The sequence below is a fragment of the Yokenella regensburgei genome (assembly GCF_003634235.1).
In the GTDB taxonomy this organism is placed as follows: domain Bacteria; phylum Pseudomonadota; class Gammaproteobacteria; order Enterobacterales; family Enterobacteriaceae; genus Yokenella; species Yokenella regensburgei.
The window spans coordinates 964,671-976,884 of sequence record NZ_RBIZ01000003.1 but is presented as its reverse complement, the minus strand read 5'-3'; the positions used below and the strand labels follow the sequence as shown (position 1 = coordinate 976,884).

Here is a 12,214-nt window from a genome sequence, read left to right as displayed (position 1 = left end):
GCGAACTCCAGCGTTAGTAACGAATTTTCGGATCGATGACGGCATACAGCACGTCAACAATCGCATTGAACAGAATAGTCAGTGCCCCAACCAGAATGGTCAGGCTCAGTACCAGCGAGTAGTCGCGGTTCAACGCACCGTTAACAAACAGCTGTCCGATACCCGGCAGGCCATAGATAGTTTCAATCACCATTGAGCCGGTGATAATACCGACGAAAGCTGGCCCCATATAAGAGAGCACCGGTAACAGCGCGGGCTTCAGCGCATGACGGAAAATAATCCGTCGCATCGGCAGGCCTTTTGCGCGAGCGGTACGAATGAAGTTGGAATGCAGCACTTCAATCATCGAGCCACGGGTAATACGCGCAATACTGGCGATATAAGCGAGCGACAGCGCCACCATCGGCAAAATCATGAATTTGAGCGCCCCGCCGTTCCAGCCACCGCCGGGCAGCCAGTGCAAGGTAATGGCAAATATCATCACCAGCAGCGGCGCCACCACAAAGCTGGGTATTACCACCCCGGTCATTGCCATTCCCATCACCGCATAGTCCCAGGCCGTATTTTGCCTGAGCGCGGCGATAACTCCGGCGCTGACCCCCACAATGACCGCAAGCAAAAATGCCGCCAGACCAAGCTTCGCCGAGACCGGGAAACTGGCCGCCACCAGGTCGTTAACCGAATAATCTTTATATTTAAAGGAAGGTCCAAAATCCCCATGTGCCAGCTGTTTCAGATAACTGAAATACTGCGTGGAGATAGGATCGTTAAGATGGTATTTCGCTTCAATGTTGGCCATCACCTCTGGCGGTAACGTACGCTCACCCGTGAAAGGACTTCCCGGCGCAAGGCGCATCATAAAGAAGGAAATAGTAATAAGAACAAACAGTGTCGGAATCGCTTCCAGACAACGACGTAATATAAATTTCAACATTGCCCGTACCTTCTGGCATGTGCCTTTGCACTGCTCTCAAATAAGACACAGTGGAGCAAGCAAAATCGCTCGCTCCACGCATTGCCATTAATGCTTGATAATATACAGGTTTTTAACGTGGATATTATCCATCGGGTCTTTACCGGTATATCCACCTACCCATGGTTTTACCAGGCGGGCGTTCACATAATAGAAGACCGGGACAATTGCAGAATCTTTATCCAGCTGCATTTCTGCTTTGTTGTACAGCTCAGTACGCTGCGCTTCGTTCGTCACCTGCAGCGCATCGGCCAGGATCTTATCGAAGGCCGCACTCTTATAATGTACGGTGTTGTTTGAGCTGTCAGACAGCAGCATGTTCAGGAAAGAGGTGGGTTCGTTGTAATCCGCACACCAGGCGGCACGCGCCACGTCAAAGTTGCCCTGATGACGGGTATCGAGGAAGGTTTTCCACTCCTGGTTTTCCAGCTTCACGTTCACGCCGAGGTTTTTCTTCCAGATGGAGGCCGCGGCGATAGCCAGTTTCTTATGCAGGTCAGACGTGTTGTACAGCAGGCTGAAGGTCAGCGGTTTATCCGCAGTGTAACCCGCTTCCGCCAGCAGTTTTTTCGCTTCGGCGTTACGCTTATCCTGTGACCACTTGAACCACTCTGGTTCAGTCAGTTTCGCACCATCGGTGTACGGAGGCGTAAAGCCATAGGCCGGCAGGTCACCCTGGTTTTTCACTTTATTAACGATAATGTCGCGATCCATACCGAGTTTCAGTGCAGCACGAACACGCTCGTCGGTGAACGGAGCTTTCTGGTTATTAATTTCGTAGTAGTAGGTGCACAGATACGGATCAACGTGAACTTCGTTCGGAATTTCTTTTTTCAGTTTCTGGAATAACTCGATCGGCATGTTGTTATAGGTCATGTCGATTTCACCGCTGCGATAGCGGTTAACGTCCGTTATTTCAGAGGAAATTGGCAGGTAGGTTACCTGATTGATTACGGTTTTGGCGTTATCCCAGTAATTCGGGTTACGCTCAAGAACAATACGTTCGTTGACGACCCAATCTTTGAGCTTATAAGCGCCGTTAGAAACAATGTTTGCCGGCTGGGTCCATTTCTCACCATATTTTTCAATGGCGGCTTTCGGGACCGGTGACATCGAGGAGTGAACAAGCAGCTTATAGAAGTAAGGAACAGGTTCAGATAGGGTCACTTCCAGCGTGTGGTCGTCAATGGCTTTGACGCCAAGATCGGTGGCTGGTTTTTTACCGGCAATAATCTCATCGATATTGGCAATATGACCATACTGTAAATAGCTTTCGTACGGAGAGGCGGTTTTCGGATCGGCCAGACGCTGCCAGCTATAGACAAAATCCTGCGCCGTTACCGGGGAGCCATCGGACCATTTTGCGTCTTTACGCAGATGGAAGGTCCAGACTTTGAAATCTTTGTTATCCCATGATTCAGCAACACCCGCGACAGGCTGACCATCTGCGCCGGTCTCGACTAATCCCTCGAACAGATCGCGGTTAATGTTGGACTCAGGGACCCCTTCAATCTTGTGCGGATCAAGGGATTGCACTTCCGAAGCGTTATTACGCACCAGAGTTTGTTTTTCTGCCAGTTGAACACCCGCCGGCACCTCGGCAGCGAATGCCATATTTCCCGCGATTAGCGCAGTGAGGACGCCTGCGGCTATTACGCTTTTTTTAGTGATGATGGTCATTGTGTTGTTACTCCACTCTTTATAATTTTATAATTACTGGTTTTTTAACCAGCCTCTCCCGTAAGGGTACCTGTACAGCGCAGGAGCTTGAGACACTGTCAGGCTGTTTTTGTACTACTTCGCTATCACCGACTTATTTATTACGGTTGCTCTAATGGCAATCCTGTCGTCGATTCGGTAACCATCCCCCTGTCGGGATGTTTTTATGTCCTGGTGCAATGAGTTCTTATTTGAAAATAATTCTCATCTGCATAAGAGAATCCGGATAATATCAGGCCGGAAAGTAGCAAATGGCAATCTTCGTCGCCAATACAATTTGCAAATTTGTTAACCAATTCTCTTTTACAGACGCTGCGGCGTTGCCATGGTGAAGTTTCTCGCGGTTGCTCAGAAACATAATCGCCTGACAATCAATGCATTAACCCACTTCCAGTCACATCACCTCTTGTCGAACCTTTGCTTGCGTGTTTTTTACACAAAAATTTAACAATTGGTTATTATTTAGCACGTTTAACTGCCACCAGGCTGAAATTACTAATATCATTTCAATTAAATGACAGCAAGCCCAAGAGTATCATGTGACAGAAATAACATTAGCCGCAGGGGAAACATGGCGTTTCATCTGAAACTAAATAATCTAACTCACTGATATTTAGGCAACTCTCTAAATATTAAAATTTGATATGTCTGGAGCATATTTCAAATTTATTGATATGAATTACGAATAATGATGCAAAAACGGGGTTACCCCCGTTTCGCGAAAGGGCTTATCAGGAAACAAGCCCTGGGAAGATAGACTTCACGCCGGTTACAATAAACTCAATCCCCAACGCCATCAGCAGCAGGCCCATAATACGGGTCACGACGTTAATCCCGGTCTGGCCAAGCAGGCGAACCAGCCACGGGGCCATGCGAAAAACGCTCCAGCAGCAGAAAGCGAACAGTGCAATGGCCACCGAAAAGCCAATCAGATGCGCAATGCTATGGTAACGAGTCCCCCAGACAATCGTCGAACTGATAGCCCCCGGCCCCGCCATCAGCGGCAGCGCCAGCGGCACAACGCCAACGTTCTCACGAATGGAAGTCTCAGACTTCTCCTGCTTGTTCTGCTTGTCTTCGCCAAGCTTACCGCTAATCATCGACATCGCGATGGTCACCACCAGGATGCCCCCGGCAATGCGGAATGAATCAATCGAAATACCGAAAAGTTGCAGGATGCCGTCACCCAGAAACAGCGACGTCCAGAGAATAATGGCAACGGACAAGTTGGCGGTAAGGTTTGTCTTATTTCTGGCCGGTGCCGTCTGATAGCTGGTCATGCTAATAAAGACGGGAATGATACCGACCGGGTTAACCAGCGCAAATAGCCCGATAAAGAACTTGGTATAGGTAGGGAAATCAAACAGGGCTTGGATCACACTAAGCTCCGTAGGCTCATCAAATTAAGGGGGTTGACTATAAGTAAAGATGAATTCCGCGCTGAAGATACGCTTTTTATCAACAGACTTCACCTCAAATCTTCATAAAAGCATCACCATTACATGGTGTTATAAAAATATTTATACTATGTTAATCCGATCGCGGCTTTTGGATACGATCTGTTCACATTTGCTGCAAATGCCTGAGAATGGGCTGCTGAAAGGTGTCAGCTTGGTGGAATATTGATTTAGATCACGTAATTCCTACTCAGAAGTGAGTAATCTTGCTGACACCCCCAGAGAGTATCACCCCTCTTCTGGAGGTGCCTGAAGTGAGGCTCTTTCAGTAAATCAGTGAATCGGGATCGTAAGTAACCTGTTGTTTCATTGGCACTTACGCAAGCTGCGACACGATGTCTATACTGACTTAGCGTGCAGCTGATTTACTAAAAAAGTTTAACATTATCAGGAGAGCATTATGGCTGTTACTAATGTCGCTGAACTTAACGCACTCGTCGAGCGCGTAAAAAAAGCCCAGCGTGAATATGCCAGTTTCACTCAAGAACAAGTCGATAAGATTTTCCGCGCTGCCGCTCTGGCTGCTGCAGATGCTCGAATCCCACTCGCTAAGATGGCCGTAGCCGAATCCGGCATGGGTATCGTCGAAGATAAAGTCATCAAAAACCACTTTGCCTCCGAATACATCTATAACGCTTATAAAGATGAAAAGACCTGCGGTGTTCTGTCTGAAGACGACACTTTCGGGACTATCACCATCGCTGAACCGATTGGTATCATCTGCGGTATCGTACCGACCACTAACCCAACTTCTACCGCTATCTTCAAGTCTCTTATCAGCCTGAAGACACGTAACGCCATCATCTTCTCTCCGCACCCACGTGCGAAAGACGCAACCAACAAAGCCGCAGATATCGTTCTGCAGGCAGCTATCGCTGCTGGTGCGCCGAAAGACCTGATTGGCTGGATCGATCAACCTTCCGTTGAACTGTCCAACGCGCTGATGCATCACCCGGATATCAACCTGATCCTCGCGACCGGTGGTCCAGGTATGGTTAAAGCGGCTTACAGCTCCGGTAAACCTGCTATCGGTGTAGGTGCTGGTAACACGCCGGTTGTTATTGATGAAACCGCTGACATCAAGCGTGCAGTCGCTTCTGTACTGATGTCCAAAACCTTCGATAACGGCGTTATCTGTGCTTCTGAGCAGTCCGTTGTGGTTGTCGACTCCGTCTACAATGCCGTACGCGAACGCTTTGCAACCCACGGCGGCTACATGCTGCAGGGTAAAGAGCTGAAAGCCGTTCAGGACATCATCCTGAAAAATGGCGCGCTGAACGCCGCTATCGTTGGTCAGCCGGCACACAAAATCGCCGAACTGGCAGGCTTCTCTGTACCGGAAACCACCAAGATTCTGATTGGTGAAGTGAAACTGGTTGATGAAAGCGAGCCGTTTGCCCACGAAAAACTGTCTCCGACGCTTGCGATGTATCGCGCGAAAGACTTCGAAGACGCGGTAGACAAAGCTGAGAAACTGGTTGCTATGGGCGGTATCGGCCATACCTCTTGCCTGTACACCGACCAGGACAACCAGCCGGAGCGCGTGGCTTACTTCGGTCAGATGATGAAAACCGCACGTATCCTGATTAACACCCCGGCTTCTCAGGGTGGTATCGGTGACCTGTATAACTTCAAACTCGCACCTTCCCTGACTCTGGGTTGTGGTTCATGGGGTGGTAACTCCATCTCTGAAAACGTTGGTCCGAAACACCTGATCAACAAGAAAACCGTTGCTAAGCGAGCTGAAAACATGTTGTGGCACAAACTTCCGAAATCTATCTACTTCCGCCGTGGCTCACTGCCAATCGCGCTGGACGAAGTGATTACCGATGGTCACAAACGTGCGCTGATCGTGACCGACCGTTTCCTGTTCAACAACGGCTATGCAGACCAGATCACTTCTGTACTGAAAGCGTCAGGCGTAGAAACTGAAGTCTTCTTCGAAGTAGAAGCAGACCCAACCCTGAGCGTAGTACGTAAAGGTGCCGAGCTGGCGAACTCCTTCAAGCCGGACGTAATCATTGCCCTGGGCGGTGGTTCCCCGATGGACGCCGCGAAAATCATGTGGGTCATGTACGAACATCCGGAAACCCACTTCGAAGAACTCGCTCTGCGCTTTATGGATATCCGTAAACGTATCTACAAGTTCCCGAAAATGGGCGTGAAAGCGAAAATGATCGCTGTCACCACCACTTCCGGTACCGGTTCTGAAGTTACCCCGTTCGCGGTAGTGACTGACGACGCAACCGGCCAGAAATACCCGCTGGCAGACTACGCGCTGACTCCGGATATGGCGATTGTCGATGCGAACCTGGTGATGGATATGCCGAAGTCACTGTGTGCTTTCGGTGGTCTGGATGCGGTGACTCACGCACTGGAAGCCTACGTTTCTGTACTGGCTTCTGAGTTCTCTGACGGTCAGGCTCTGCAGGCTCTGAAACTGCTGAAAGAAAACCTGCCAGCGTCTTATAACGAAGGTGCGAAGAACCCGGTTGCTCGTGAACGTGTTCACAGTGCTGCGACTATCGCCGGTATCGCGTTTGCGAACGCCTTCCTCGGTGTATGTCACTCCATGGCACACAAACTGGGCTCCCAGTTCCACATTCCGCACGGTCTGGCGAACGCCCTGCTGATCTCCAACGTTATCCGCTATAACGCGAATGACAACCCGACCAAGCAGACTGCATTCAGCCAGTACGACCGTCCGCAGGCACGTCGTCGTTACGCTGAAATCGCTGACCATCTGGGCCTGAGCGCACCGGGCGACCGTACTGCTGCGAAGATTGAGAAACTGCTGGGCTGGCTGGAAGAGATCAAAGCTGAGCTGGGTATTCCTAAGTCTATCCGCGAAGCTGGCGTTCAGGAAGCTGACTTCCTGGCACACGTTGACAAACTGTCTGAAGACGCGTTTGACGACCAGTGCACCGGCGCTAACCCGCGCTACCCGCTGATTTCTGAACTGAAACAGATCCTGCTGGATACCTACTATGGCCGTCCTTTCGTTGAAGGCGCGGTAGTGGCAGAAAAGAAAGAAGCCGCTGCACCAGCTAAGACTGAGAAAAAAGCGAAGAAAACCGCTTAATTAGCAGGTTATCTCGTTGAAACAAAAAGCCCCATCAGCAGATGGGGCTTTTTTATGTCTGGATATAACATTGATATTTAAATAAAAACAACGAGATTTCGTTATTATTTACCCTGCCGTTTATGGCAGTGTTGTTCCTGAATTCGGGTCAAAGAGCCTTCCGCTAACGCATCTTTATAATGCTTACGGCAAACAGACACATAACGTTCATTGCCACCAATCACGACCTGCTCCCCCTCATTGAAAGGACGCCCGGACTGATCGAGACGTAATACCTGGCTCGCCTTACGACCGCAGAAACAAATAGTCTTTAATTCAACCAGCTTATCTGACCATGCCAGCAAATATTGGCTGCCGCTAAAAAGCTCACCACGGAAATCGGTTCTTAAGCCATAGCACAGCACCGGAATATCCAGCTCATCAACAACCTCTGATAATTCATAGACCTGCTGACGGGTCAGGAACTGACTCTCATCGACGAGAACGCAGTGTATCGTCTCCTGGCAGTGTTCTTCTTTAATCTCGGTATACAGCGAGGAGTGCTGGTTAAAGAGCTTAGCAGGGGACGACAGGCCTATTCTCGAGCTCACCTTGCCCGAACCATAGCGGTTATCAATTTCAGCCGTATATACCATCACCCGCATCCCGCGTTCCTGGTAATTGTAGGAAGACTGTAACAGCGCAGTCGACTTACCGGCGTTCATTGCTGAATAGTAAAAATAAAGTTGTGCCATTGGCTGCGTAACCCCAATCAAAGTGTTTTATCACGGCGCGAAGTGTACCATATTCCGTAAAGATAACAGTGGTAATGCGCTGCGGTTTCATTGCTAAAGCCGGTCCCTGCCCCATAGATGATTCAGCACCGCTAATCACTAATAACACTTCCTGACCCAGGGTTATCCTTTGTCTGTTTTATCAAAAAATGACGTAAACACGAGAATCTGCGCCATTTGTCCGGTGATTTACCTAAGTGATGATTTAGATCCTAATATCTCAGGAAACCTCAAGGATAAGTCATTTCTCTAATACTTAAGGCTGATATTTATCCAGAGAACGCATAATTCCATAGGCTTTGTGTGCGGAAAAATCATACTTCCCGTGGGTTTTCACCCCCTGGTATCCAGCCAGTAATAAAGGCTTATGTTGTGAGCCACCCCGGAAATTTAACTTCTACAAATTATAAATGAAGGTAAATAACACGTAATTTTGTATTACTTACATTGTTCCCTATTGCACATCCGAAAATATCGCTCTATTATTACTTCAACAAACCACCCCACAATATAAGTTTGAGATTACTACAATGAGCGAAGCACTTAAAATTCTGAACAACATCCGTACTCTTCGTGCGCAGGCAAGAGAATGTACCCTTGAAACGCTGGAAGAAATGCTGGAGAAATTAGAAGTTGTTGTGAATGAGCGCCGTGAAGAAGAAAGCGCTGCAGCAGCTGAAGTTGAAGAACGTACCCGTAAGCTGCAGCAATATCGCGAAATGCTGATTGCTGACGGTATCGATCCGAACGAACTGCTGAACAGCATGGCTGCCGCTAAAACCGGTACTAAAGCAAAGCGTGCTGCTCGCCCGGCTAAATATAGCTACGTTGACGAAAACGGCGAAACCAAAACCTGGACTGGTCAGGGTCGTACGCCGGCTGTCATCAAAAAAGCAATGGATGAGAAAGGCAAATCCCTCGACGATTTCCTGATCAAAGACTAATCCATTACGTCTTCAGAAATCCCGCTTCGGCGGGATTTTTTTGCCTGTACTATCGGATTTTCCAGTTTTTCAGGTAATAAAAAACCGGGGATAACCCCGGTTTAAAGTCAGCTCAGTAGCGGATTAAGCAATCGCTTTTTTCAGCCATGCTTTGAAATCTTCGCCCAGGGAATTATGGCGAATACCATATTCAACAAAGGCCTGCATGTAACCGAGCTTATTACCACAGTCGTGGCTTTTACCTTTCATGTGATAGGCTTCGACGGTTTCTTTATCGATCAGCATATCAATAGCATCGGTTAACTGAATTTCATCACCCGCTCCCGGAGGCGTTTTCGCCAGCAGCGGCCAGATGTCCGCGCCCAGCACATAACGTCCCACCACGGCGAGGTTAGACGGCGCTGCGTCAGCTTTCGGCTTCTCAACGACGCCAACCATCGGAACGCTTTCGCCCGGTGCCAGCGGCTGGCCTTTGCAGTCAACCACACCATAGGCGGTGACGTCGGCAACTGGTTCAACCATGATCTGGCTGGCGCCGGTTTCATCAAAGCGCTTAATCATATCGGCCAGGTTATCGCGTGACAGATCGGATTCATACTCATCCAGAATCACGTCCGGCAGAATGACCGCAACTGGCTCATCGCCCACGACAGGATGCGCACACAGTACTGCGTGGCCCAGACCTTTTGCCAGACCCTGACGCACCTGCATAATAGTCACGTGAGGCGGGCAGATAGACTGCACCTCTTCCAGCAGCTGACGTTTAACACGCTTCTCCAGCATCGCTTCAAGTTCAAAGCTGGTATCGAAATGGTTTTCGATGGAGTTTTTAGAAGAGTGCGTTACCAGTACAATTTCAGTAATGCCGGCTGCAATACATTCATTAACGACATATTGAATTAACGGTTTATCCACCAGCGGCAACATTTCCTTCGGAATCGCCTTGGTGGCTGGCAACATCCGGGTACCTAATCCCGCTACCGGGATAACGGCCTTTCTGACTTTAGAATTTTGGGCAGCCATTGAAATCTCCTGAACTGTTCAAACTTTGAACGTGCTCGTTATTAATAACGCGTTGAGTATATCAGTACCATCACATATGCCTGGTCTGAAAAGGACGCGCCAGCCTTGAATTAGGATTTATACGCATAACCGCACGGATAGTATCACTGCGTAAGATTTAGGGGTAAGGCTATTACGTGCTTACGCACCGATTGCTCACTCAGCAGACAACATTAACCGTAAACGCCCCCCGGCCCCCCAAATTTGGCACTGCCAGGAAACACAACGTTGGCTAATTTGATTAAGGTAAGTATTACCTAAAGTCCCCAGAGGGACACCATTACTGATTTGTATTTGGTGCTCCCCGGTATTGAGAGTGCCATTGAGCCCCGCCGATACCAGAATCAGGTTTTTTAGTCCGCTGTGGTAATAACCCACCAGCAGAGGGAACTGGCCGGGTAAATTGGCCTGACGTAGTAATTGATTGACCTGCTTCAATAAGTTGCCCATTTCCGGCAAGCGCTGACGCTGGTGCGAAAGCTGCTCCTGCAGCAAGCCATTAAATAGTGCACGTAATAACAACGCCGCCAGCACACCGTTATCACCTGCCCGGGTGACATCAAGGCAATAAAATGCCAGGTCATGCTCTGAAAGCGGTGCGATGTCCAGAACCAACCCCGGCTTATCGGCGGAAACCAGCTGGCGATAGTTAATACGACATTTTGATATTTCCTGCTGCACCGGTGGCTGCAGTTCCTGCAGCAGTTTCGCCGCCGCACTGGGATTACTGACCAGCGCATCCCAGTCTTCGAATAAGCGTTCTTCTTCCTCAACGCGGGAATTAAACATGTTGGGATAGAGGCAGGCAAACACCGTCTCACGTAGCCGGTCGAAGTCTCTGACGGGTTTTAGCAGAACATCCTGAACGCCCAGGCGCAGCGCGCGGGCAATATCAGCCATATTTTCGGTCGCCGAAATCACCAGAATCGGCAGCGTGTTGCCTTCGTTACGCAACTGCTCTACCAGTTCCAGACCGTTCATACGCGGCATCGCGATATCGCAGATCATCAGGTCAGGTTTGAGGCTTGTTAGTTTTGCAACGGCCTCGAGGCCATCTTCTGCCTGGGCGGTTGTCGCACCCAGAGATGAAAGCCATGATTCCAGTAGAGTCCGGAAAACAGGTTCGTCTTCGACTATCAGAATCAGTTTTCCCGCCAATGGCTGCGTCATGATATCTCCCCTGGCTGACGATAGTTAAATAGTGGCATGCTATCCGCGGTATCGCCTGTCAGAATTTGCTGAAGTAATCTAAAAGGTTTAAACGTCCGTACGAACCAGTGGTAACAGTTCATCCATCTTTTTCTCAACGGCCAGTTCGCCCGCCGCAATAGCGGAGGAGGCGCGATGGAAGTCGAGCGTGGATATTTGCGGACAATAAGGCTGTAGCAGAATATCCGGCGGGTCACCCGCCATTCGGTTTCGCTTCAGCCGGTTTTCCAGCACCTGGATTGAGGTGGTCATGATCTCCATTGCCGTCGGCGTAGGAGCCGTTCGCTGCGAGGTCATCCGCCCCATACGTGCGCGGAAGCGCTCTCGCCAGGACTGGGGTTCATTTTCTTCTTCTGCCGCCGAGGGGGCGCTAACTGAGAGTAAATCCTGCTGCATCAGATGGGCGTCATGCTGGAGGTCAACGGCAATCACGATATCGGCACCCAGAGCACGAGTCAGTGATACCGGTACCGGGTTTACTACACCGCCATCGACCAGCCAGTAGCCGTTATGCATCACGGGGGACATTAAACCAGGAATACTGCAGGAGGCACGAACGGCGGTGTGAAGGTCACCTTCGGTGAACCACAGTTCGCGACCGGTGCTCAGATTCGTCGCGACGGCGGCAAAACGGCGCTGACAGCTATCGATATCGTCAACGGGCATCACTTTGCGGTACTGCGAGAAGACGCGCTCTCCGCGGAGCAAACCACCGCGCCGCCAGGAAAGATCCATGAGACGCAGTACGTCCCAATAGCTGAAGGAACACACCCACTCTTCCAGTTCGGAAGTCCGGTTACACGCGTACGCAGCACCAACCAGCGAACCGATGGAGCATCCCGCTACGATGTCGGGCTCAATCCCCATTTTCTGCAGAGCCTTAATCACGCCGATATGCGACCACCCTCGTGCCGCACCGGATCCTAACGCCAGACCAATTTTAACCTTTCTCATGCGTACAGATGGACATCCTCTCGTCTCGGGACGTAGCAACA

General features: G+C 49.8%; 9 protein-coding genes. 2 read left to right on the top strand and 7 right to left on the bottom strand.

From position 1 onward, the window contains the following. Nucleotides 1-13 precede the first annotated feature (13 nt). From oppB to C7387_RS04880, 3 genes are all read right to left on the bottom strand, one after another. Nucleotides 14-934, bottom strand: coding sequence for an oligopeptide ABC transporter permease OppB (gene oppB / locus C7387_RS04890; protein WP_038257054.1), 921 nt, complete (start codon nucleotides 932-934; stop codon nucleotides 14-16). 87 nt (nucleotides 935-1,021) lie between these two features. Next, nucleotides 1,022-2,653, bottom strand: coding sequence for an oligopeptide ABC transporter substrate-binding protein OppA (gene oppA, locus C7387_RS04885; protein ID WP_120816204.1), 1,632 nt, complete (start codon nucleotides 2,651-2,653; stop codon nucleotides 1,022-1,024). Nucleotides 2,654-3,423: 770 nt separating this feature from the next. After that, nucleotides 3,424-4,071, bottom strand: a complete 648-nt coding sequence (locus C7387_RS04880) for a YchE family NAAT transporter (protein ID WP_006820225.1) — start codon at nucleotides 4,069-4,071, stop codon at nucleotides 3,424-3,426. Between the two features lie 478 nt (nucleotides 4,072-4,549). On the opposite strand from C7387_RS04880, the gene adhE reads away from it, so the two are divergent. After that, nucleotides 4,550-7,231, top strand: a complete 2,682-nt coding sequence (gene adhE, locus C7387_RS04875; protein WP_006820227.1) for a bifunctional acetaldehyde-CoA/alcohol dehydrogenase — start codon at nucleotides 4,550-4,552, stop codon at nucleotides 7,229-7,231. A 104-nt stretch (nucleotides 7,232-7,335) separates the two neighbouring features. Here adhE and tdk read toward each other — a convergent pair whose 3' ends face one another. Further along, nucleotides 7,336-7,965 (bottom strand): thymidine kinase, encoded by a 630-nt coding sequence (tdk, locus tag C7387_RS04870; protein ID WP_006820228.1) that lies wholly within the window; start codon nucleotides 7,963-7,965, stop codon nucleotides 7,336-7,338. Nucleotides 7,966-8,534: 569 nt separating this feature from the next. On the opposite strand from tdk, the gene hns reads away from it, so the two are divergent. Then, nucleotides 8,535-8,948, top strand: a complete 414-nt coding sequence (hns, locus tag C7387_RS04865) for a histone-like nucleoid-structuring protein H-NS (protein ID WP_006820230.1) — start codon at nucleotides 8,535-8,537, stop codon at nucleotides 8,946-8,948. Between the two features lie 123 nt (nucleotides 8,949-9,071). On the opposite strand, the gene galU is transcribed toward hns, so the two are convergent. The 3 genes from galU to rssA all read right to left on the bottom strand — a co-directional run bounded on the left by galU (nucleotide 9,072) and on the right by rssA (nucleotide 12,173). Beyond that, nucleotides 9,072-9,971, bottom strand: coding sequence for a UTP--glucose-1-phosphate uridylyltransferase GalU (gene galU / locus C7387_RS04860; protein ID WP_006820231.1), 900 nt, complete (start codon nucleotides 9,969-9,971; stop codon nucleotides 9,072-9,074). Between the two features lie 195 nt (nucleotides 9,972-10,166). Continuing rightward, nucleotides 10,167-11,180, bottom strand: a complete 1,014-nt coding sequence (gene rssB / locus C7387_RS04855; protein ID WP_006820232.1) for a two-component system response regulator RssB — start codon at nucleotides 11,178-11,180, stop codon at nucleotides 10,167-10,169. 87 nt (nucleotides 11,181-11,267) lie between these two features. Then, the gene (rssA, locus tag C7387_RS04850) at nucleotides 11,268-12,173 is read right to left on the bottom strand and encodes a patatin-like phospholipase RssA (protein ID WP_006820233.1); all 906 of its coding nucleotides are present in this window, start codon (nucleotides 12,171-12,173) and stop codon (nucleotides 11,268-11,270) included. Nucleotides 12,174-12,214 lie beyond the last annotated feature (41 nt).

What these genes read in the sequence shown, in the direction of transcription:
- oppB (WP_038257054.1), bottom strand. Translation starts at nt 934, where the DNA reads ATGTTGAAATTTATATTACGTCGTTGTCTGGAAGCGATTCCGACACTG.
- oppA (WP_120816204.1), bottom strand. Translation starts at nt 2,653, where the DNA reads ATGACCATCATCACTAAAAAAAGCGTAATAGCCGCAGGCGTCCTCACT.
- adhE (WP_006820227.1), top strand. Translation starts at nt 4,550, where the DNA reads ATGGCTGTTACTAATGTCGCTGAACTTAACGCACTCGTCGAGCGCGTA.
- tdk (WP_006820228.1), bottom strand. Translation starts at nt 7,965, where the DNA reads ATGGCACAACTTTATTTTTACTATTCAGCAATGAACGCCGGTAAGTCG.
- hns (WP_006820230.1), top strand. Translation starts at nt 8,535, where the DNA reads ATGAGCGAAGCACTTAAAATTCTGAACAACATCCGTACTCTTCGTGCG.
- galU (WP_006820231.1), bottom strand. Translation starts at nt 9,971, where the DNA reads ATGGCTGCCCAAAATTCTAAAGTCAGAAAGGCCGTTATCCCGGTAGCG.
- rssB (WP_006820232.1), bottom strand. Translation starts at nt 11,180, where the DNA reads ATGACGCAGCCATTGGCGGGAAAACTGATTCTGATAGTCGAAGACGAA.
- rssA (WP_006820233.1), bottom strand. Translation starts at nt 12,173, where the DNA reads ATGAGAAAGGTTAAAATTGGTCTGGCGTTAGGATCCGGTGCGGCACGA.